This is a genomic window from Methanofastidiosum sp., assembly GCA_013178285.1.
Classification (GTDB): domain Archaea; phylum Methanobacteriota_B; class Thermococci; order Methanofastidiosales; family Methanofastidiosaceae; genus Methanofastidiosum.
In genome coordinates, this window is sequence record JABLXD010000028.1 from 20623 (window position 1) to 41349 (window position 20727).

Genomic DNA, 20727 nt, shown 5'->3' on the forward strand with positions numbered 1-20727 from the left:
TTAAAGTAGAACTTGCATGAAAAATAAAGATATGGACGTCTTAAGAAAATCGATACTTACTAAAATGAGTGGTGTGTTCTTAATATTTATAATATTGGCTTTTTTGAATCTCATATCCGTCTTAGTTTCTTATTTAATATTCCACAAACTTATAGGATTTTTAAACAATAATTTTATCCTTCTTACATTTCTTCTTGTGACAGTATTAGTTGGGTCGATAATGAAAGACATTAGCCCACGACTAAAATACCTATCTCCTTTATTTTATGCTTTAGGCGGCTTAACGATATTAATAATTGCAATAAATGCTATAGTCGATTTAGAGATTTTTATAGGTAGTGGATATATATCTTTAGTCCAGAGTAATATAATAATAAGTTACTCTCTTGCATTTGTTACAATTCTTTTAATAGGTTATTTTATGGTATTTACCGGCATGACAAAAACTGAAGTGACCGGATCTTTATGCAAATTTAACATGTTTAGCTTCTGCCTATTCATGGATGCAATTCTATTCTTTGAGAAGATATTTGAAAAAGCTAGTTTACTACTTTCAAATTTTATTTCATACATTTTACACAAAATATTCTGGAGATAATCATTTGTCAAGTATGCTAGAATTATAATAAGGTGACTTGTAAATGCTCACAGTTCCTAAATTATCTTTGAATGTAACAACCGGGCCTAATTCATTGAAAAATTCTCTAGCATATTTGGGCGTTGTTTTCTCATAACTATCAATCACAACGTACTCGATTTTGTTACGCTCAAGAGTTTTTTTAAATAATTTAGGATCTTGAGGTATTTGATAAGTTTGTCTGTGTGAAAAATAATTAATCTGCCTAAATGATTGGGCCATAACTTTAGAATCCACATCTGTGTTGTCTCTAAGCCAATGCCCAGCTTCATCTAGTAGCCCATATGAAACAACACTAGTTTCTAGTATTGATACAGTTGCACCAACCTGAAATAACACTGCAATTATCATAAATGCCATAGCAAGATTTCTTTTTTTGTCCTTTAGGTACAATAATGCCAAATACACCAATAAGAAATATCCTGCAAGTAAATACCGTGCTTCTTGAACTGGCCATAAAAAAGCAGATAAAAAAACAAGGAATCCAAAAAATAGAAATGTCTTTTCCGATTTTTTAAATCCTAAAATTGAGATGGGTAAGATTGGTATAAAAGATCCCAAAATGAATATAGGCAGGGTTCTTGTAAAAAATACAGTAAAATTAGAGCCCATTTCTGGTAAAAGATAAGCTGAATGTGATACGAAAGGTGTTTGAAAATGAGAATATGACCAAATTGCCCACGGGAGGACTATTAACACAGATGTTAAGAAATTAACAGCAACTTTCTTATTCATCTTGATTACATAATAGACGAGTATGGGAAAAGTATAAACAAATCCAACTGATTTTGTTAAGAAAGATAAAGCAATTAAAGCACCTATTATTACATGTTTCTTATAAGAATCGTCTTTCCATAAAAAGACTAGATAAGCTGCCATCACAAAAGTTAACAAAGGTATTTCACGAATTACATTAATCGAATCATAAAAAATAATGGGGGTAAAAAGAATATATAATGCTCCTAGAAAACTAAATTCTGTAGAAACTCTTTTTTCCAAAATAAGATAACATAAAATCACATGGGCTATGGAAAATAAAGGGACTACTAGAAATATTCCATTTTCCCCAAAAATACCTATGAACAATGCAAGAAACATAGGCAAAATTGGAGGTACATCACCTGGATATCCGTTAAAAAAATATCCATTTCCGCTAATAAGTGAGTATCCTAAAGAAGCATATAATCCTCCATCATAGATAAGCCCGTGATGTGGAACATAATAAGCAAGAGAAATAACTGATACAATGATTAAAATTAGAATGTACCTATTCCTAGACATTGGGATGTGCATTATTCAAAAGAAGTAGAGGATCTATTTATATGGTTAATGTGCGGCATATGAATACTTATTAGTTAATTAAGGCCGTTAGAACTCTTTATATTTAAAAACAACGAGTATATTCAGTTTTATGCATTCAGAAGCCCTACCCCATACTCCCTCTAGCCTTTTAATTAGTCCAATTCATGGCTATTCATGGCAAACGAATTTGATCAGGCCTATGGATTTATTATTAAATCGTGTAATTATTTGGGTACAATGTGCTCTGTTAAAGGAGAGATTGAAGTTTGGGAGAAAAAGGAAAAGGATAGGATCTTCCTCGTTGATAAAAGTACTGAGAGATTCCTATCACGTAGAAGGCAAGACGACCCAGAGTGGTATGAGAACTCAAAAGTCATGTTAACTTCACTCATAGAGCATAACTGTAGTCTGCCACCTCTTTTGTGCATGTGTTGACTTTTTTCTATATATTTTTTTTAAATTACTATATAGTCTCTAGTAGGAATATTTATAAATAAACTTAAATTGAGTAATACTATGAAATTTAGGGCAATTGTTTACAATTCCGCTACCCTCAATGCCCCAAAAAATATTCTTCAATTTCTCTTTGGAGTTGTAATATATACTAGTTTAACTGGTGATTATAACATATTGAAAATAGTGGTCGCCGCTTCAGGATTATCTATGGGCCTAGGAGCAATATACCTATTTAATGACCTCACTGACTACGAAGAGGATAGAAAGAATCAGATGAAGATATCCTGGAAGGCTATAGCTAATGGGAGTATTTCAGTACAAACGGCAAAATATCTTATCATAATTTTATCTATTTTGGGAACTCTATTCTCATTTTTATCTGGAACTAATTTCTTTGTTATTTTTGTAGCGATAATAGCATTGAATCTTCTATATTCCTATCCAGCTATAAGGCTTAAAAGTCACAAAAACTCTTCCCTGATAGTTATTACATTAATACAGATACTGAAATTCTCAAGTGGCTGGTTTCTTTTTACAAATAATCTAGAAGGGTTCCCATATCCTTTCGTGGTTTCATTATCGGTAGGATACGCACTTCTTTTCTTGTATTATAAGAATAATACTACAAATGCTAAAACAATAATCAGAGAAAATAAAAAGAGAGTATATCCCCTTTCACTAGTAATGTTCTTATTTCTACTAATTTCATTTTTTATGTATGCTTTTCCCGTGGTATTTCTATTAATACTGGGAATGTCTGTACCCACAATATTATTTTACACCTTATCAAAGGACTATCTTGGAACAAAAGTAAACTTTGCTTTTATGTATGCAGGGCTTATAATCATCTTATTGTCATTCCTTTTACTTTCAGTTCCAACCGTTACAGCAACAAACGATACGCTTTTAGGATATTCCACTCAAATCAAAGAAATACTAAAGCATGCCTACTTGAACAGATGAATCATGCTTGTCTTCAAATGAGGCTTAATCCCAGTTTGTCTTCCATAAATTGATATTTTTCCTTCATTTATGGTTTTGAAAATAGAGTTTGTTGTCTTTTTTGATTCTATCATAAAATAAGAAGATCCTAATTCTTCTAAAAAATGGGAGTCTGAACCAGCTATTCCTGGAATATTGTTTGTTTTAGAATAGATTTCGGCAAGTTTATTGTGACTAGCCAATAAGGTTCTACTATTAAATATTTCAATGGCGTTAATTTTTTCTTTTATTGGATCTAAGTCTTCCCCGATACCTTTTCTAAATTTATCAAAAGGATGTGGCGCAATGATAAATCCTTTACTCCCATAAGAAATAGTTTCTTCTAAAGTCATATCTCTTGGGATTTCTTCCTCAAGATTTAAGATAATGATTTCTCCTGAAACTGTATTTACTTCTTGACCCACAATGACTTTTATAGGCATATCTTTCTTTTCAGCGAGATCTCTAGTTTCAATTCCGCCTTTGGTCGAATTGTGGTCTGTAACTGAAATTACATCAAGCCCCTTCGAAATGGCAGTTTCAAGAATAGTTAAAGGACTCATATTGCCATCTGGTGAATAGTGGGAATGCATATGAAAATCAAGTTTAATTTTTTCCATGACTAATCGAATTTTCAAATGCTTAAAAAATTAACTTATACTAATGAAAAATTATTCAGAAAGAGTTTTAAACAATTAAATGGCTATTAATATAATGCTTAAAGTGCTTGTTGTTGAAGACGAAGTTGAACTTCTTGAACTATACGACTTGATTCTAAGTAAAGATTACATAGTTTTTACCACTGATAGTGGTAGAGAGGCCATTAATATTTTTGATAGGGAAAACCCTGAAGTTATTATTGTTGATATAAGGCTTCCTGATGTTTCAGGAGTTGAAGTTACTAAACATGCTAAGTCAAAAAATCCAAATGTTGCTGTCATAGGAGTATCTGCATATAGAGAGAGATTTAAAGAAGCACTTGATGCAGGAGCGGCTACAGTTATTCAAAAACCATTTCTTGTTAAACAGATCCATAAAGTAATAGAAGATGTTCTCCAGAATAAACAGTAACACTTTTAAGTAACCTACTTTTTTCTAAGAGTGGTTACTATGTCAGAAAAAATAGCCAATCCGGGCCCACTAGGGCTTGCTGCATTTGGATTAACCACACTTATTCTAAATTTTGTCAATGCAGAAATAATTCCTGCTGAAAGTATAGGAATGGTTTTACCGATGGGCATATTTTATGGTGGCGCATGTCAGGTTTATGCAGGTATGTGGGAGATGAAAAAAGGTAACACTTTTGGTGCTACAGCATTTACTTCATATGGTGCATTCTGGCTTGGGCTTGCACTTATGTTCCTACTTCAATTTGCAGGAATACTTGCACCTGTACCAAAGGCAGGACTTGCAATTTTCCTTGGAGCATGGGGTCTTTTCACGGCTTACATGACTGTTGCAACTCTAAAAAAGCCTAAAGCACTGCAAGTGGTATTTATAACCTTGACAATACTTTTCTTCCTTTTAGCAATTGGGCAGTTTAATCATACTGTACACATAATTGCAGGATATGAGGGTATATTTACAGCATTGTCTGCATTATATCTATCTGCAGCAGAAGTAATAAATGAAACATATGGAAGAGAAGTTCTTCCAATTGGTCAATAAATTTATATATTATTTTTTCTATTTTTTTATAGGGATAACATGGGATGCAATTCTGAACTCAAATCAAAAATACTTACAATAATATACCAACGAGGAGAGATATCTCCTGAAAAAATATCTGATATCACCAAGGCTAGCATTGAAGAAGTTAAAGCTTGTGGAAATGAATTAAAATCAGAAAAATTAATTGAAGAATGCTGTGGAAAATATTCTACTTCTTCACTAGTAGGTGGAAAGGCAGAGTATTCTTCAGGCGATGACGGATGTTCTGGAGCAGGATAAAGATTTAATAGAAACTTTTATTATTATAATATCTATTTTATTTTATGGATTATTTTATATTAATCCCTTCATTAATAATAGGATTGCTTTTTGGTCGTTTTATCTTAAATAGATTTGATAAACCAAATGAACTAGTTTGGTTCATAATACTCACATTTTTTGGCATAAATATCTTGATTATATTATTTGATAGATATATAATTCCTAATGCCATTCTAATTGGCCAAATTAAATCTTTTGTTCCAGGACTTCTTATAGGTGTCTACCTATACCTTATTTTAGCTGTTTTCGGTGTTTTTAAACCATCAAGAATGCAATTATCCAAAAAACATTTAAAAAAATGATATATCTTTGATACAGTGACTACATGTATATTTGTGTTAATTTAAATGGCATTTATCTTCTTGACAATAAGGGAATAATTAATGACTTTGAACCTTTTTCTAAAGGCATAAAACCTTCAGTTAAATCAATCATGAAACTAGAAAAGGGGAAAGTTCCTTTTGAATTAAAAAAAATAATGGAAAGAAACCCGGATTTATCTTTCTCTTCCGAGTATGAATTAAAGGATAAGACAAAATTTCAATTTATTTTTCCTAACGATGGAGGGATTTTATTTAGGGAGAATTATGCCAAAATTCTAGAAAAGGCGCAAATACATGAAGAGGAATATCGAAAAAAACAAAAGTCAGTTCTTCAGGAGTTAGCAAGGATAAAGGTCACAAATTTGTTAGGAGAAAAAGATAAACTGATAATTCATGCAGTTTATTCGCTTAATGAATTTGATGAAACAATTAATCTATTTCTTGAAAGAATTAGAGAATGGTACTCAATACACTTCCCAGAATCAGTTTCTGCTATCCCAGATAACAAGCATTTCATTGAATTTATTCTTAAGATAGGGAATAAGTCATATTACCAAGAAAAGAAGAATTTATTATCTTATGAATCAAATATCACAAATGACACAATTGATAGATCTCTAGGTGTCGAATTATCCGGCGAAGATATGTCTCAAATTAAAGAAATTGCAAATTTAATAGAGATACTTTACACTAAGAAAGAATCTTTAGAGAACTATATTACAAATCTTGTAAATGAAATTGCCCCAAATACTTCTTCTGTTGCAACACCAATCATTGCTGCAAAATTAATATCTCACGCCGGAGGTCTAAAAAACTTATCAGTTAAACCGTCTTCTACTATTCAGTTGATGGGTGCAGAAAAAGCCCTATTTAGACATATAAAGACGGGTGCTGACCCTCCTAAGTACGGTATAATCTTGCAATTCCCAGAAATTGGCAAAGCTCCATGGTGGCAAAAAGGAAAGATTGCTAGGACACTTGCGGCAAAAATTGCTATAGCAGCTAGAGTTGATAACGAAGGTGGAGACTATGTTGGAGACTTACTAAGAAGTGATCTTCTAAAAAGGATTAAAGAAATTGAAAAGAAATATCCGAATGCACCACCTAAGAAAGAAAAACAGCCTACAAAAAAATTTGATAATAGGCCAAAGAAAAAATTTGAGAAATCCAAATTTAAAAAAGGAAAATTTTAAATCTTCTTTCTATAATTATCCTTTATGCAAATAAGAATTAAAACAGATAAATTTGAATTTAAGGCAGTATTAGATGAATCAGAAACTTCAAAGGCAATTTATGAATCACTTCCACTTAAAGCAAGGGGATTTAGATGGGGCGGAGAAATCTATTTTTCTATCCCTGTGCACGTTGACTATGAAAATCCCAAGGAAATTGTAAATAAAGGGGATCTTGCATTTTGGCCACAAGGGGATGCCTTTTGCATATTCTTTGGAAAAACTCCTGCATCTTTAGAAAAAGAAATTAGACCTGCAAGTGCAGTCAATATTTTTGGTAAAATTGAGGGTTCTTTAGAAAATCTAGATCTTGTAAAGGATGGAGAAACTATTACTGTAGAACGAGATTAAATGAAAATAATACATAGAGAACTAGACAAAGGAATATTGAAGCTAAGAGTGGATAATGCCGATGACCTTTGGCATTTGTCCCACATTATAGAAAGCGGTGACTTGTTATTCGGTAAAACCTATCGAAAAGAGATGAAGAAAGGAGACAAAATAAGAAGTGAAAAACTTGAAAGAATTCCGGTAAAATTAGAGATAAAGGTAGAAAAAATTGAGTTCTCAAAAGATGTAATGAGGCTTAGAGTAACAGGGGTAATAACTCAAGGAGAAGAGGCAGGGAGCTACCACACCTTTAATATTGAAGAGGATTCAACAATTACTATCACGAAGAAATGGAAAAACTACCAATTAGAGCGTATAGAAAGGGCCATAAAAGATACTTTAACACCTAAAATTTTGATTGTTTGCATAGAAGAAGGCGATGCAGATTTTGGAATAATTGCACAATATGGGGTAGATTTCCCAGTATCAGTTTCTAAGAGCATTGCAGGAAAACACGAAACATCCTCGAGAGACAAAGACAAAAGAGAATTTTTTGCAGAGACCTCTTCTAAAATTTTAGAGATGATGCAAAAATATAATTTAAAGACTGTAATCATTGCAGGTCCAGGATTTTACAAAGATGAATTCATTAATTTTGTGAAAGAATTCAAATCTGAGATGCTAAACAATCTAATACCTGAAAATGTATCTACAGGTGGCAGAGCGGGGATATATGAATGCATCAAAAGAGGCATTCTAGAAAAAGCCCAAAAAGACCTTAGAGTATCCCTAGAAACAAATGCCGTTGAAAGATTATTTGAAGCAATAATAAAGAATGAAGGGGTTTATGGCCTTAATGCAATTGATAAGGCTTTGGAGTATGGGGCAATAAATGAACTTCTTATAGTTGATCAATTTCTTAGAAAAACTGAATTTGAAGAAATAACTGAGAAATCAAGGGAACAAAGGGCTACTATACACGTGATTTCAAGTGAACACGACGCAGGTAAAAAACTGGAAGGTATTGGCGGGATAGGGGCAATTTTAAGATTTAGGATTGATGGGATTTAAGGATATATCCTAAAAAAATAGAAGAAAAAAATATTATTAAGGCTCTTGAAACTATTATTATATATGGGTGCGGTATTAGAGAAATGATGACAAATATGAGACTAGATAAAACTAAAGATTTCCCGTTTTTAGAAGGTCTTTGTATCTTTAGGCTTGATATAAAAAGAAAAGATGTGAAGAGTAATAATACAGAAAATAAGTAAAAATGTATTTCTGATAAAAAAAGTAGAATAACAAATATTGCTCCGATAGTTATGGGGAGCCCGTAGTACTCACTTGAATCAATTGCGTTGAACCTTGAAAGCCTTAATAATCCAAATATAACATATATGACTCCTAATAATAAAGCAATTATAGAATTATCGCCATAATTAATGAATATTAATGAAGGAACGACACCAAAAGAAATAATATCGGACAATGAATCAAGAGTTTTACCAAAATCAGCAGAATTATTTTTCCTCCTAGCCAGAAAACCATCAAAACTGTCAAAAAAAATACACAGAAAAACTATTCTAGCAGCAATAGAGATATTCCCAATAAGAATAAAATATAATGCAATTACCCCTAAAGTCCCATTTGCAATAGAAAAAATATCTGGCAAAGAAACAAAATTAATTATACCTTTTTTGTTCATGATATCATTTAATCGAATTTCACACGGATGTCTTCTTTAATAGTGTTTAATACAAGTGAAGTGTTTGTTTTATCAACATTATCAAAAGTTTGGAGTTCTTTGACAAAATTATTTAGTTGGCCCCTATTCTTGAATCGGGCTATGATAACTGCATCATAATTTCCTGTTACATTATAAATAGATACAATATTATTGAATTTATCCAGAAGGGATGCAACATCTTGTAATTTTCCCCTCTTTATCGTGACATTAATAACTGCGATAAAGTCATATCCTGCTTTTGATGGATCAACAACGGGTATATATCCTTTAATTATCCCATCTTCTTCCATTTTTTTTACTCTATGTGAAATTGTCCCCACCGCAATGTTAAGATTTTTTGATAATTCTCTGAAGGAAAGCCTTGAATCTTTATTGAGTTCAGATATAATCTTTTTGTCTAGTTCATCCATAAACTCCACCAGATTTATTACTAAGAATTAATATAAAAGCTTTTACTAAAAAAAGAAGTAAAATAAAAAATAGATAATAAAATAATAAATAAATTAAAAATCAAATCTTATAGGTTAGTGAAACTGTAGCACTTATCTCTACATCTTCGGGTGGCACAACTGTTCCACTTTTCATGCTTGCTTCGAAAACTCTGTTATATGGAACTACATTATATGAAGACTCGTTCATATATGTAATCTTTCCAAGTCTAAAGTTACCTGCTTCGGCCATTGCATTTGCTTTAACTTGGGCTACTTTTACTGCTTCTTTGATTACCTTTACTTTTACGTCTTCCATTTTTGCATCGCTTAACCCGAATTCAATGTTGTTAATTCTGTTAGCACCTGCCTTGATGGACGCATCTACAACATTTCCAACTTTGGATATATCCGTAGATATTACTTTTAATCCATATACTGCCTTGTAACCTAACAAAGTAGGTTCTTTGTCTGCTGGATAATAGTACTCTGGATAGATACTAAAGGAATCGGTCTGGATTTTATCAGACGGTATGCCTTCTTTCTCTAAAGCCTGTATAACTTGAGCCAATATTCTTGATGCTTCCTGCTGAGATAGCAGTGCTGTATCATTTCTTGTTTCTATATATACATATATTGTAGCTTGATCTGGCGCTTCTTTTAATACTGCAGTTCCAGTTACTTGCAACTGATCATATTGCCCTTGTGGCAAGGGCTTTAATACTGCAACAGTCACCAACCCTAGTGCTAGGATAATTGCTACGATACCATAGATTTTATCATGTTCCATGTATATCGCCTCCAATCAATAAGTCTTAAGAAACTATATAAGGATTATGATAAGGTTTAATATATTTTGAAGTTATATCTAATTGAAATTAAAGATATTTCTCAAGATCTTTTTGGAGTAATAATAATCTTTTAATTGAAGAATGGTCTTCTCCAAGCTCTTTTATGAATCTTTCATATACTTTATCAAAAGATACTTTCTCTCCATTAATAAAAAAATTATCTGCATGACAAACTATCTTTTCTTCTATTGTTTCCGGGGTATATCTCCTTGGCGGCAATCCATATCTATCTGAATCATATTTGTCAATTCCAGATCCAATGTGCCTCTCGCATATCAAAGCAAGTTTTTCATCTATGCCCTTATCTCTTAAGATATTTGCTCCCACGATTCCATGATGAATTCCATTTGTCTTTGACCTGCCTATATCGTGTAAAAGTCCACCAATTTCTACTAGATCTAAATCAACATTATAATCAATAGAAGCTTTCTCTGCAATCTCTCTAGCATATATAGAAACATTTGTACAATGTTTTATTATTTTTTCAGAACAGCCTTCAGATCTTAATAGGGATGTTGCTTCTTCTTTAGATATCATGATAATCTTTAACTATCTTCGACTTTTTTGAATTTTTCTAATGCTTCTTCAAGTTCTTTTACCATCTCGGAGTTATCAAAGAAATCTAATTTTTCCCCACAGATATTACATTTGAAATTAAGCTGTTCTGCAACATCGAAAGGAACTTTAGAACAGTTGTTTTTGCAGGCGAAAAACATATTATCTTGTTCATATTGCAACAACTCTTCGAGATGCTCAGCATAGTCTTTTTCTCTTTTCTCTATTACCTCTGGCGCTTTAGAAAGGTCCATTTTCCAGTAATAGATATACCAACCAGTTTCTTTGTCTTTAATTCTTCTGTACGTTGCCAGTCTGTTGTCATACAGCTTATATAACGCCCTTCTTACATTATTAATTCTTAAATGAGTTAATTTAGAGATTTCCTCATCAGTTGCTTCTTTTTCATAAATAATGTTAGCAACTTCAACACCTTCTTCACCAAGTAACTCTTCAAGAAAATCAAATAGCAATCTTTGGTCTAATTCCATGAAATCCCTTCGATTAAAATTTAAAGCAATAATTAATTATGTTTTTTTTTTATATAAATGTTTGCCCCTATTTCGACTTTTGATTACGAGAAAAAGAGATGTATTTAAACTTTTCGGCAAGACTATAAGTTTAGTATTGATAATTTTTTGAATATGATTTATAGATGTTTATATGTTATTTTTATTTAAAATAGAGTAACAAAAAGAGATTAGATAGATTTTTAAGCTATATTTTTATTGATTTTTCATGCTAGGGACTATAGTCAATGTAATTGCGATTATTTTAGGTAGTATCTTAGGCATTCTAATCAAATCACGATTCCCAGAAAAAGTTAATAAAATTATATTCCAGGTCATAGGATTATTTACGATTACACTTGGTATTACGATGGCGATTAAAACAAATAATTTTCTGATAGTTGCTTTTAGCCTTATTATTGGCTCAGTTATCGGAGAACTCCTAGATATAGAAAAATATCTCGAGAGCTTAACTGAAAAATTAAAAAATAAACTTAAAAATTCCAGTGACAAGTTTTCTGAAGGATTTATTACGGCCACATTGATATATTGTATTGGTCCGATGGCAATTCTTGGATCAATAGAAGAAGGTCTCGGAAATGCTCCAAATTTATTATTTGCAAAATCAGTATTAGATGGAGTTGCATCAATTGCATTAGCTTCTGCTTTAGGAATTGGAGTATTATTTTCTACTATCCCTCTTTTAATCTATCAAGGAGGCATTACTTTATTTGCAAATTACGTTAGTAACTATCTAAGTGATGCACTTATTGTTGAACTCAGTGCGGTTGGAGGAATATTACTCTTAGGCCTTGGAATGAACATTGCAGAGATAAAGAAATTTAGAGTAGTTAACATGCTCCCGAGCCTTTTAGTTGTTGTTATATTAAGTTATTTTCTTGTATGAACAACATGCAAAAGAATAAAAACAGACCCTTAACTTAGTTAATTGTGATAAAATGAAAACACCAGTTATTCTGATTAATTTTAAGATTTACAATGAAATATCTGGGCCAAAAGGATTAGAACTTGCAAGAATATGTCAAAATGTATCAAATAAAACGGGCGTTAATATAGCCATTGCTCCACAACTTGTTGATTTGTCGTATATTTCTGAAAAAGTATCAATACAAGTATTTTCACAACACGCAGACAATATAAAACCTGGAAGTGGAACTGGAAAAACTACCCTTGAAAGCATTAAAGTCTCTAAGGCCGTAGGGACTCTTATCAATCATTCGGAAAATAGACTAAGGATAGCAGATATTGAATCAATTGTGAATAAATGCAATGAATTGGGGCTGATATCTGTTGTATGCACCAATAACATTGCTGTTAGCAAGGCCGTTGCAATGTTTAATCCAACTTTTATAGCAGTAGAACCTCCAGAATTGATTGGAGGGGACATATCTGTAACAGATGCAGACCCAGATATTGTCAAAAACACTGTCAAGGCAATTAGAGACATTTCTCCAAAAGTTAAAGTATTATGCGGAGCCGGTGTAAAAAACGGAAAGGATGTTAAAAAAGCTATTGAGCTAGGTGCAGAAGGTGTCCTCTTAGCTTCGGGAGTTACCAAAGCAAAAAATCCTCTTGAAGTTCTAGAAGATCTTGCTAAAGGTGCCATAAAATAATTATTATATAATATTAGGGGGATTTAACGCGAAAAAAAATAACATTGGGAAACGGTTTTCAGAGATTATGCGGTATTCCCACCTATATATGAAAGAAGAACTAAAAGATACGGAGATAGGTAGGGGGCCGTTCCATTTTTTGATGTGTATCTATGAAAATCAAGGTATATGTCAGGAAGATCTGTCTAAAGAGTTAAGACTAGATAAAACAACTACTACCCGAACTCTTCAAAAACTATTAAAAGGCGGATATATTTCAAAAGAAAAAAATGTTGAAGATAAAAGAATGTATCGTGTTTATACTACTTTGAAAGGAAAAGAATTAATACATAATCGCAAAACTATTTTTTCATCATTGGACAAAATTATGCTTGATGGTCTAACTAACGAAGAAAAAGAAATACTTGAAAAGCTTCTAACAAGAATAGCGCAGAATCTTATCAAAGAAGTTAAAGGCGACAAGTAATGAAAACTAAAAACTCTTGAAGTACTATAAAAAATCCAACGATACTTTTATAAATTAGTTGTAAATACAACTTTCACTATGGGGGGCTTATTGGATGAGTATTATTGAAATTAAAGATCTTTCAAGAAAATTTGGTGATAAAATAGCCGTGGATAACATCTCCTTTGAAGTGAGTGAAGGGGAGATATTTGGCTTTTTGGGGCCTAATGGTGCAGGAAAAACTACAACAATAAGTATCCTTTGTACCCTTCTTGAACCCACATCAGGATATGCCAAAATATCGGGATACAATGTTGCAAATGACAGAGACAATGTCAGACATTCCATAGGAATTGTATTCCAAGATCCATCTTTAGATGGAGATTTAACAGGTGAAGAAAATCTTAGATTTCATGGTATGGCTTACAATGTTCCCAAGGATACAAGAGAACAGAGAATGATTGATTTACTTGAAATGGTTGATCTTTACGAAAAAAAAGATGAACTTACAAAAAATTATTCCGGAGGAATGAAAAGAAGGCTCGAAATAGCTAGAGGTTTGCTTCACCATCCTAAAGTCCTTTTCCTTGATGAGCCTACTATCGGGCTTGATCCTCAAACTAGAAATAAAATATGGGAACATATTAGGGAATTACAGGAAAAAAAAGGCATAACAATTTTTTTGACCACTCATTATATGGAAGAAGCTGAGAACTGTAATAGAATAGCAATCATTGATCGCGGCAAAATAATCGCCTTGGATACCCCAGACAATTTGAAAAAAAGTCTTAAAGGTGACTTGATAACCCTAAAAACATCTGACAATGAAGGTGCAAAAGAAGCTATTCAAACATGTTTTTCTATTCATCCAGAGATTAAAGACGATACAATTTACCTTTACGCAGAAAATGGGGAAAACTTTGTTCCAAAGTTATTTAGAGCTTTAAGAAATTATGAAATCACGTCGATTAATGTTAGAAAACCCACTCTAAATGACGTTTTTTTGAAATTAACTGGGCGCCAGATAAGAGAAGAAACTGTAGATGGAATAAGCAGAATGAGAGTTTCACATGGAAGGCGATAACATGTTAAATGCGATCTATATCATATGGCTTAGAGAAATTAAAAAATTTATTCGAGACCGGTCTAGATTAGTTTCTTCAATAGCTCAGCCACTGATTTGGCTTTTACTATTTGGAACAGGATTAGGTGCTGCATTCGGAAAAGTTGGGGATTTACAGTATATACAGTTTATGTTTCCAGGGATATTAGTAATGACAATTCTATTTTCATCGATGTTTTCTGCAATCTCTATTATATGGGATCGTCAGTTTGGATTTCTAAAAGAAATGCTTGTAGCACCAATTAGCAGGACATCAATTGCTATTGGAAAGTCAATCGGTGGTGCTTCAAGGAGCACTATACAAGGTTTGATAATTCTGATTTTCTCACCAATTCTTGGAATAAAATTGACTTTGACTAAATTTTTAATGATAGCACCGCTGATGTTCTTCATAGCATTTACTATATCGGGCCTTGGGATTATCATCGCTGCAAGAATGGAATCATTTGAAGGATTTAATTTAATAATTAACTTCATTATAATGCCAATGTTTCTTTTAAGTGGAGCAATTTTTCCAATATCTAATCTGCCTTCTTGGCTATCCGTGATAGTTAATATCAACCCACTTTCTTATGGAGTAGACATAATGAGGTGGGTAATGACTGGAGTCACAGAAAGGGGCGCGTTTTTAGATTTGACGGTTCTTATGCTAGTCTCAGTTATCTCTACAACAGTCTCAGTGTATCTTTTCTCAAAAGGAAAATAAATTTATAATTTATTTTTTGCTATTTCTATAGATTTCATTACTAACTTCAATGTGCTTTCTAAATCATTTAAATCTACTATTTCGACAGTTGAATGGATATATTTTGAGGGAATTGAAATTACTGCAGTTGGTATCCCATCTTTTGTTATATGTACAGCCGCCCCATCTGTACTTCCACTTGAAATATGGGTTTGGTATTGTACCCCGGATTCATTTGCCGCTTCTAACAAGATTTCTTTTACCTTTTCACTCAATATGAAGCCTCTGTCCATGAGATCTATAGATGGGCCTTTTCCAAGGCTGATTGTAACTTTATCTGATTCAGTTTTAGGTATTGGCCCTCCGACAGTTGAGTCAATTATAATCGCAAAATCAATATCAATCCCATAAGCAGCTGTTTTAGCCCCCCTTAACCCAACTTCTTCTTGAGTTGTAAATACTCCATACAATGAATAATCGGGATTTTTAATTTTTTTCAAGATTTCAATTAGAACTGTACACCCTGCTCTATTGTCAAAAGATTTGCAACTTACAATGTTCTCTTTTCCAAGTTTTGCAAATGAGATGTCCCTAGTAACTGAATCCCCCGGTTTTATACCAAGTTTTTCGACTTCTTCTTTTGTGTTTAATCCAAGATCTATCCTTAAATCTTCTACTTTTAATGCCCTATCTTTTTCTTCCTGGGGCGTTATGTGGGGAGGTTTTATTCCTATTACTCCAATAAAGTCGCCCTTTGAAGAATGGATTATGACCCTTTGAGAGCCAAGGCTTCTTGGATCAAATCCGCCTATTGTTTCAAAAGAGATAAATCCTTTATCGTCAATATATTTCACCATAAAACCTATTTCATCCATGTGGGCTGCAATCATGACTTTAAACTTGTCTGAACCTTTCTTAATCGTGATTAAATTTCCCATTGAATCTTCTTTTATCTCATCAACATAGTCTTTTACTTCATTATTAATTATCTTCTTTATTTTACTTTCATGACCTGAAACACCCGGTGCTTCTGATAGTTTCTTCAATAACTCTTTCAAATTTCTCACCTATGGAAGTTTCTTTATTGCTTTAGATATAAAAATATCCTTACCTCTAGATATAGCATTTACATTAAAGATATAAAAGGTATATTATTATTTTGTTCATGTCTGATATTGATATTATTAAATTCATTGAGAGCAAGAAGAACTTTATTGAAAAAACTATAGAGAGATATGTCCCTAAGGAAATGGGACTTAATAACTTTAAATCAAAATCGAGATATGAAGTTGATTTTAAAGCTTTGAATTATGGCATATCCCAACCCCTCTGGGAATTTCTTAGTTATGGGGGAAAAAGGTGGAGGCCTGTTCTTTTCCTTTTAATATCTGAAGCACTTGGCGCAGATATGAAGAAGATAAGTGATTTTTTAGTTATACCTGAAATTGCACATAATGGAACAATAATTATCGATGATATCGAGGATGGTGCAGATTTAAGGAGAGGAAAACCTGCACTTCACAAAGTGTACGGAGAGGATATAGCGATTAACTGTGGCAATGCAATGTATTTCTTACCCCTTCAAGTTGTCGACGAACACAAAGGAAAGATAGAAATTGATATACTTCAGAGGGTCTATTCTATTTATCTAGAAGAAATGAGAAATCTTCACTATGGACAAGCTTTGGATATAACATGGCACAAAGGATTACTGAAAAAAGAGCCAAAAGTTGGAGAATATCTCCAAATGACTGCGTTTAAGACTGGTACACTAGCTAGAATGGCGGCCAGGATGGCTGTAGCTTTATCAGAAAAAGATGAAGAAACTGAGGATAGATTTGGAAGATTTGCAGAAAGCATTGGGATTGCATTCCAAATTCAAGATGATCTGTTAGATTTAACTACAACTGAAAAAGAAAGAGAGGCTTTTGGTAAATCATATGGCAATGATATAAGCGAGGGCAAAAGAAGTCTTGCGGTAATTTATTCTTTGCTATCTTTAGAAAAAACAAAAAGGGATAGATTAGTCAAAATTTTGAATTCACACACCAAAGAAAAGAAAATTATTGAAGAGGCTATTAATTTAATCAAAGAAACAGGATCTATTGAGATATCTAGAGAAACTGCAAATAAAATCGTTCTTGAATCTTGGAAAGAAATAGAAAGGGATCTCGAAGAAAGTGAAGCCAAACTCTACTTAAAGGCTTTCTCTGAGTTTCTAATAAAAAGAAAGATTTAATTAGCCATATATATGGCCTAATTTTTCATATTTTCTTTTATCGTATTCTCTCCTTACTTCTTCAGGTAAACTTGCAGATATTTGCTTTAGTGAAGCAATGAACTGTTCTTTTGTAACTATTTTAGAATTTATATCCTCTCTTAATGCAGTCATTGCGGCTTCCCTACAAATGGCTTCTATATCGGCACCAGAATAATCTTCAGTAAGTTTTGCAAGTTCATCCAGGTTTACATCTTTATCTAATGGCATTTTCTTTGTGTGGATTTCAAATATCTTTCTTCTGGCCTTGATATCAGGTGCGTGAACTAATATAATTTTATCAAATCTACCTGGCCTCAATAATCCAGGGTCTACCATATCGGGCCTATTTGTAGCACCTATTACAACTACTTGGCTCAGCTCTTCTAATCCATCGAGCTCTGTTAAAAGTTGATTCACTAGCCTTTCAGAAACTCTTGTTCCTTCTTCCCCACCCCTTCTTGGGGCAATTGCATCTATTTCATCAAAAAAGATGACTGTTGGGGCTGCTTGTCTTGCCTTTCTAAATATCTCCCTCAAAGCTTTCTCACTTTCCCCAACCCACTTACTTAGGATTTCCGGCCCCTTTATGGAAATAAAGTTGGCTTCAGATTCTCCTGCAACAGCTTTTGCCAATAATGTTTTTCCGCAACCTGGGGGTCCGTAAAGAAAAATTCCTTTAGGGGGTCTTATGCCCATCCCTGTAAAAGCTTCTGGCTGTTTAATTGGCCATTCTATCGCTTCCATCAATTCTCTTTTAATTTCGTCAAGACCTCCAACACTATCCCATCTTACATTTGGGGTAACTATCATTACTTCCCTCATTGCAGATGGTTCTATCTTCTTAAGGGCATTATCAAAATCATCTTTAGTTACTTTGATTTTTTCTAAAAGTTCTTCCGAAACTCTAGTTTCACCTAGATTCAAATCAGGCAATAATCTCCTAAGTGAAGCCATTGCGGCTTCTTTACACAATGCTTCAAGATCCGCACCTACAAATCCGTGTGTCTTAGAAGCAAGTTCATTTAAATCTACATCATCAGTTAAAGGCATTGCCCTTGTATGTATTTGAAGAACTTCCTTTCGTCCACTCTTATCCGGGACGCCAATTTCAATCTCTCTGTCAAACCTGCCGGGTCTTCTAAGAGCCTCATCGATTGCATTTATCCTATTTGTTGCTGCAATGACAATAATTTTCTCTCTAGATTTTAATCCGTCCATAAGAGCAAGTAACTGCGCAACAACTCTCCTCTCAACTTCACCAGTAACTTCGCTTCTTTTAGGGGCTATGGCATCAATTTCATCTATAAAAATAATTGCTGGGGCATTTGCCTCTGCATCTTTGAACATGTTTCTAAGATTTTCTTCAGATTGCCCATAAAACTTACTCATGATTTCTGGGCCATTTATAGATTTAAAATGTGCATGGGATTCTGAGGATACAGCTTTTGCAATCAAAGTTTTTCCCGTACCAGGGGGGCCATATAACAATACCCCTTTAGGGGGTGTTATCCCCAATCTGTCAAAGATTTCGGGGTGTTTTAGAGGTAATTCAATTATTTCCCTAACAATTTGAATCTTATCTTTAAGACCTCCGACATCTTCATAAGTTATGCCTGCTATTTCATTTTCTTCACTTTCACTGTATTGGGTTCTAACTTCAATCTCAGTACCACTTGATACCCTTACTATTCCCTGTGGACTAGTTGAAACAACAATAAATCTCATCTCACCTAAAGAGAATGGAGTCATCTCAAGAAGGTTGCCGATCATTTTATCAAAAAGGGGGTCTCCAGTTTCTTTCATTCTCGATTGGCTATTTACGCTTATTATGTCGCCTTTTACCAAGGCCCTTCCCAGAATATTTCTTTGGAGAATATTCCCGGGGATAACCATTTGCACTCCCTTTTGTGTTGGGGCTAGAACAACTCTTCCTGCTTCTTTGGCATCAACTTTATTGACTTCAACATATTCCCCCATACTTGCTTTAGCATTCCTTCTGATTAATCCATCCATTCTGATAATAGCAAGATCTTTATCATCCGGATATGCATCAACTACTATTGCTGCAGTCTTTCTTTTTCCATAAATTTCGATGATGTCTCCCCTTTTAATGCCAATCATGTCTTGGTATCTTTTATCGATTCTAACTATTCCTCTACCTACATCTTGCTGACTAGCACTTGCGACTTTAAGTTTGACTATTTCGGATTCACCTAGTTCCACACAATCCCTCTTTTTAGATTAAACTTAAACTATTAAAAATGTATTGGTATTAAGTTAAAAATATTATTCTATAATTCTTTTTCGTTAGAACCCGATAGTTTTATAAATTTACCGAAAGTTGAAATTTTACAAATGTTATAGTGGTTATTATGAAGAATATATACATTTCTCCAAAAGTTATTAAACAAGGCGAATTTGAACTTGTAGAAAGAAAAGGTGTTGGACACCCTGATTCTGTTGCAGATGGAATCGCTCAAAAAGTAAGCAATGAATTATCGAAGTATTATATTAAAAAATTTGGGACAATAATGCACCACAATACGGACCAAGTAGAAGTTGTTGGTGGACAGGCAATTTCAAAGTTTACCGGCGGAGAAATAATAGAAGATCCAGTTATTATACTTTCAGGTAGGGCCACTCAAAAAGTTGGTGACGAAATAGTACCAATTCATGAAGTAGCAAAGGAGGCTACGGAGAAATATATCCATGAACTTTTTAGAGGGCAAATGAAAGTTGGCATTGAATCCTTCATGGGAGAAGGTTCTGCTGATTTAAGAGATGTTTTTGGTAGAAAAAATTCAATTCCATTGTCAAACGATACTTCTTTTGGTGTTTCTTTTTATCCATTTACTAAAGTTGAGCAGTTAGTCTATGACGTAGAGACATACCTCAACTCTGATAAAATGAACAAACAGTATCCAGCAATAGGAAGAGATATTAAAGTAATGGGTGCAAGAATTAAAGATAATACAAAAATAACAATTGCATTGGCAACAGTTGACAAATACGTTGAAAATATTAAAGAATATATAACATTCAAAGACCAGATAAAAGAAGTTCTTCAAGATAAGTTTGGAAGTTGCGATGTTGATTACTATATTAACACAGCTGATGATGTTGAAAGAGGAAGCGCATTCCTTACAGTAACAGGATCATCAATGGAAAATGGTGATGATGGTTCAGTAGGGAGAGGAAACAGAGCAAATGGGCTTATCACACCTTACAAGCCTA

At 33.3% G+C, this 20727-nt stretch carries 26 protein-coding genes; 17 read left to right on the forward strand and 9 right to left on the reverse strand.

Features of this window, described 5'->3' with window-relative positions; genetic code table 11:
- Window positions 1-16: 16 nt before the first annotated feature.
- Window positions 17-598 carry a hypothetical protein gene (locus HPY60_08635; GenBank protein NPV51243.1) on the forward strand — a complete coding sequence of 194 codons (582 nt, stop codon included), beginning with the start codon at window positions 17-19 and terminating at the stop codon, window positions 596-598.
- Here HPY60_08635 and HPY60_08640 read toward each other — a convergent pair whose 3' ends face one another.
- A complete protein-coding gene (locus tag HPY60_08640; GenBank protein NPV51244.1) occupies window positions 599-1930 on the reverse strand; it encodes a hypothetical protein in 1332 nt (443 codons plus the stop codon). It lies immediately after the preceding gene.
- Window positions 1931-2113: 183 nt separating this feature from the next.
- Between HPY60_08640 and HPY60_08645 the strand changes: the two genes are divergently transcribed.
- Complete coding sequence (locus HPY60_08645) at window positions 2114-2374, forward strand: hypothetical protein (GenBank protein ID NPV51245.1); 261 nt, start codon at window positions 2114-2116, stop codon at window positions 2372-2374.
- Between the two features lie 81 nt (window positions 2375-2455).
- Window positions 2456-3358 (forward strand): UbiA family prenyltransferase, encoded by a 903-nt coding sequence (locus HPY60_08650; protein NPV51246.1) that lies wholly within the window; start codon window positions 2456-2458, stop codon window positions 3356-3358.
- Here the strand turns inward: HPY60_08650 and HPY60_08655 are convergent.
- Complete coding sequence (locus tag HPY60_08655) at window positions 3343-3996, reverse strand: PHP domain-containing protein (GenBank protein NPV51247.1); 654 nt, start codon at window positions 3994-3996, stop codon at window positions 3343-3345. The genes HPY60_08650 and HPY60_08655 overlap by 16 nt on opposite strands.
- A 94-nt stretch (window positions 3997-4090) precedes the next feature.
- Between HPY60_08655 and HPY60_08660 the strand changes: the two genes are divergently transcribed.
- From HPY60_08660 to HPY60_08690, 7 genes are read left to right on the forward strand one after another with little or no spacing between them, the layout of a single operon-like run.
- Window positions 4091-4447, forward strand: coding sequence for a response regulator (locus HPY60_08660; GenBank protein ID NPV51248.1), 357 nt, complete (start codon window positions 4091-4093; stop codon window positions 4445-4447).
- A 39-nt stretch (window positions 4448-4486) separates the two neighbouring features.
- Window positions 4487-5044, forward strand: coding sequence for an acetate uptake transporter (locus tag HPY60_08665; protein NPV51249.1), 558 nt, complete (start codon window positions 4487-4489; stop codon window positions 5042-5044).
- A 39-nt stretch (window positions 5045-5083) separates the two neighbouring features.
- The gene (locus HPY60_08670; protein NPV51250.1) at window positions 5084-5326 is read left to right on the forward strand and encodes a hypothetical protein; all 243 of its coding nucleotides are present in this window, start codon (window positions 5084-5086) and stop codon (window positions 5324-5326) included.
- A gap of 44 nt (window positions 5327-5370) precedes the next feature.
- Entirely contained in the window at window positions 5371-5670 is a 300-nt protein-coding gene (locus HPY60_08675; GenBank protein NPV51251.1) for a hypothetical protein, read from the forward strand.
- Between the two features lie 23 nt (window positions 5671-5693).
- Complete coding sequence (locus tag HPY60_08680) at window positions 5694-6884, forward strand: hypothetical protein (protein ID NPV51252.1); 1191 nt, start codon at window positions 5694-5696, stop codon at window positions 6882-6884.
- A gap of 24 nt (window positions 6885-6908) precedes the next feature.
- Window positions 6909-7274, forward strand: a complete 366-nt coding sequence (locus tag HPY60_08685; GenBank protein NPV51253.1) for a hypothetical protein — start codon at window positions 6909-6911, stop codon at window positions 7272-7274.
- Complete coding sequence (locus HPY60_08690; GenBank protein ID NPV51254.1) at window positions 7275-8324, forward strand: mRNA surveillance protein pelota; 1050 nt, start codon at window positions 7275-7277, stop codon at window positions 8322-8324.
- Here HPY60_08690 and pssA read toward each other — a convergent pair.
- From pssA to tfe, 5 genes are all read right to left on the reverse strand, one after another.
- On the reverse strand, window positions 8305-8961 hold the full coding sequence (gene pssA / locus HPY60_08695; protein ID NPV51255.1) for a CDP-diacylglycerol--serine O-phosphatidyltransferase: 657 nt from the start codon (window positions 8959-8961) through the stop codon (window positions 8305-8307). The two genes, HPY60_08690 and pssA, sit on opposite strands and share 20 nt — an antisense overlap.
- Window positions 8962-8969: 8 nt before the next feature.
- Window positions 8970-9413, reverse strand: coding sequence for an Lrp/AsnC family transcriptional regulator (locus HPY60_08700; protein NPV51256.1), 444 nt, complete (start codon window positions 9411-9413; stop codon window positions 8970-8972).
- 100 nt (window positions 9414-9513) lie between these two features.
- Window positions 9514-10221: an SIMPL domain-containing protein gene (locus HPY60_08705; GenBank protein ID NPV51257.1), complete on the reverse strand. Its 708-nt coding sequence runs from the start codon at window positions 10219-10221 to the stop codon at window positions 9514-9516.
- A gap of 88 nt (window positions 10222-10309) precedes the next feature.
- Window positions 10310-10816: a TIGR00295 family protein gene (locus HPY60_08710; GenBank protein ID NPV51258.1), complete on the reverse strand. Its 507-nt coding sequence runs from the start codon at window positions 10814-10816 to the stop codon at window positions 10310-10312.
- A gap of 11 nt (window positions 10817-10827) precedes the next feature.
- Window positions 10828-11328 (reverse strand): transcription factor E, encoded by a 501-nt coding sequence (tfe, locus tag HPY60_08715; protein NPV51259.1) that lies wholly within the window; start codon window positions 11326-11328, stop codon window positions 10828-10830.
- Between the two features lie 247 nt (window positions 11329-11575).
- Here tfe and HPY60_08720 point away from each other — a divergent pair, with 247 nt between their 5' ends.
- The 5 genes from HPY60_08720 to HPY60_08740 all read left to right on the forward strand — a co-directional run bounded on the left by HPY60_08720 (window position 11576) and on the right by HPY60_08740 (window position 15254).
- The gene (locus tag HPY60_08720) at window positions 11576-12253 is read left to right on the forward strand and encodes a DUF554 domain-containing protein (protein ID NPV51260.1); all 678 of its coding nucleotides are present in this window, start codon (window positions 11576-11578) and stop codon (window positions 12251-12253) included.
- A 52-nt stretch (window positions 12254-12305) separates the two neighbouring features.
- The gene (gene tpiA / locus HPY60_08725; protein NPV51261.1) at window positions 12306-12980 is read left to right on the forward strand and encodes a triose-phosphate isomerase; all 675 of its coding nucleotides are present in this window, start codon (window positions 12306-12308) and stop codon (window positions 12978-12980) included.
- Window positions 12981-13068: 88 nt separating this feature from the next.
- Window positions 13069-13446: a MarR family transcriptional regulator gene (locus HPY60_08730; protein ID NPV51262.1), complete on the forward strand. Its 378-nt coding sequence runs from the start codon at window positions 13069-13071 to the stop codon at window positions 13444-13446.
- Between the two features lie 94 nt (window positions 13447-13540).
- Window positions 13541-14509, forward strand: coding sequence for an ATP-binding cassette domain-containing protein (locus tag HPY60_08735; GenBank protein ID NPV51263.1), 969 nt, complete (start codon window positions 13541-13543; stop codon window positions 14507-14509).
- 1 nt (window position 14510) lies between these two features.
- Window positions 14511-15254, forward strand: a complete 744-nt coding sequence (locus tag HPY60_08740; GenBank protein NPV51264.1) for an ABC transporter permease — start codon at window positions 14511-14513, stop codon at window positions 15252-15254.
- A 2-nt stretch (window positions 15255-15256) separates the two neighbouring features.
- Here the strand turns inward: HPY60_08740 and HPY60_08745 are convergent, their stop codons facing one another.
- Complete coding sequence (locus HPY60_08745; GenBank protein NPV51265.1) at window positions 15257-16291, reverse strand: M42 family metallopeptidase; 1035 nt, start codon at window positions 16289-16291, stop codon at window positions 15257-15259.
- A 107-nt stretch (window positions 16292-16398) separates the two neighbouring features.
- Here HPY60_08745 and HPY60_08750 point away from each other — a divergent pair, with 107 nt between their 5' ends.
- Window positions 16399-17472, forward strand: coding sequence for a polyprenyl synthetase family protein (locus HPY60_08750; GenBank protein NPV51266.1), 1074 nt, complete (start codon window positions 16399-16401; stop codon window positions 17470-17472).
- Here the strand turns inward: HPY60_08750 and HPY60_08755 are convergent, their stop codons facing one another.
- Window positions 17473-19716 carry a CDC48 family AAA ATPase gene (locus HPY60_08755; protein NPV51267.1) on the reverse strand — a complete coding sequence of 748 codons (2244 nt, stop codon included), beginning with the start codon at window positions 19714-19716 and terminating at the stop codon, window positions 17473-17475.
- Window positions 19717-19865: 149 nt separating this feature from the next.
- Between HPY60_08755 and HPY60_08760 the strand changes: the two genes are divergently transcribed.
- Window positions 19866-20727 (forward strand): methionine adenosyltransferase (locus tag HPY60_08760; protein ID NPV51268.1); only part of this gene is annotated, 862 nt, incomplete at its 3' end.

Excerpts from the sequence above, each read along its gene's own strand:
- HPY60_08635 (NPV51243.1), top strand. The coding sequence starts at position 17 with ATGAAAAATAAAGATATGGACGTCTTAAGAAAATCGATACTTACTAAA.
- HPY60_08640 (NPV51244.1), bottom strand. The coding sequence starts at position 1,930 with ATGCACATCCCAATGTCTAGGAATAGGTACATTCTAATTTTAATCATT.
- HPY60_08645 (NPV51245.1), top strand. The coding sequence starts at position 2,114 with ATGGCAAACGAATTTGATCAGGCCTATGGATTTATTATTAAATCGTGT.
- HPY60_08650 (NPV51246.1), top strand. The coding sequence starts at position 2,456 with ATGAAATTTAGGGCAATTGTTTACAATTCCGCTACCCTCAATGCCCCA.
- HPY60_08655 (NPV51247.1), bottom strand. The coding sequence starts at position 3,996 with ATGGAAAAAATTAAACTTGATTTTCATATGCATTCCCACTATTCACCA.
- HPY60_08660 (NPV51248.1), top strand. The coding sequence starts at position 4,091 with ATGCTTAAAGTGCTTGTTGTTGAAGACGAAGTTGAACTTCTTGAACTA.
- HPY60_08665 (NPV51249.1), top strand. The coding sequence starts at position 4,487 with ATGTCAGAAAAAATAGCCAATCCGGGCCCACTAGGGCTTGCTGCATTT.
- HPY60_08670 (NPV51250.1), top strand. The coding sequence starts at position 5,084 with ATGGGATGCAATTCTGAACTCAAATCAAAAATACTTACAATAATATAC.
- HPY60_08675 (NPV51251.1), top strand. The coding sequence starts at position 5,371 with ATGGATTATTTTATATTAATCCCTTCATTAATAATAGGATTGCTTTTT.
- HPY60_08680 (NPV51252.1), top strand. The coding sequence starts at position 5,694 with ATGTATATTTGTGTTAATTTAAATGGCATTTATCTTCTTGACAATAAG.
- HPY60_08685 (NPV51253.1), top strand. The coding sequence starts at position 6,909 with ATGCAAATAAGAATTAAAACAGATAAATTTGAATTTAAGGCAGTATTA.
- HPY60_08690 (NPV51254.1), top strand. The coding sequence starts at position 7,275 with ATGAAAATAATACATAGAGAACTAGACAAAGGAATATTGAAGCTAAGA.
- pssA (NPV51255.1), bottom strand. The coding sequence starts at position 8,961 with ATGAACAAAAAAGGTATAATTAATTTTGTTTCTTTGCCAGATATTTTT.
- HPY60_08700 (NPV51256.1), bottom strand. The coding sequence starts at position 9,413 with ATGGATGAACTAGACAAAAAGATTATATCTGAACTCAATAAAGATTCA.
- HPY60_08705 (NPV51257.1), bottom strand. The coding sequence starts at position 10,221 with ATGGAACATGATAAAATCTATGGTATCGTAGCAATTATCCTAGCACTA.
- tfe (NPV51259.1), bottom strand. The coding sequence starts at position 11,328 with ATGGAATTAGACCAAAGATTGCTATTTGATTTTCTTGAAGAGTTACTT.
- HPY60_08720 (NPV51260.1), top strand. The coding sequence starts at position 11,576 with ATGCTAGGGACTATAGTCAATGTAATTGCGATTATTTTAGGTAGTATC.
- tpiA (NPV51261.1), top strand. The coding sequence starts at position 12,306 with ATGAAAACACCAGTTATTCTGATTAATTTTAAGATTTACAATGAAATA.
- HPY60_08730 (NPV51262.1), top strand. The coding sequence starts at position 13,069 with ATGAAAGAAGAACTAAAAGATACGGAGATAGGTAGGGGGCCGTTCCAT.
- HPY60_08735 (NPV51263.1), top strand. The coding sequence starts at position 13,541 with ATGAGTATTATTGAAATTAAAGATCTTTCAAGAAAATTTGGTGATAAA.
- HPY60_08740 (NPV51264.1), top strand. The coding sequence starts at position 14,511 with ATGTTAAATGCGATCTATATCATATGGCTTAGAGAAATTAAAAAATTT.
- HPY60_08750 (NPV51266.1), top strand. The coding sequence starts at position 16,399 with ATGTCTGATATTGATATTATTAAATTCATTGAGAGCAAGAAGAACTTT.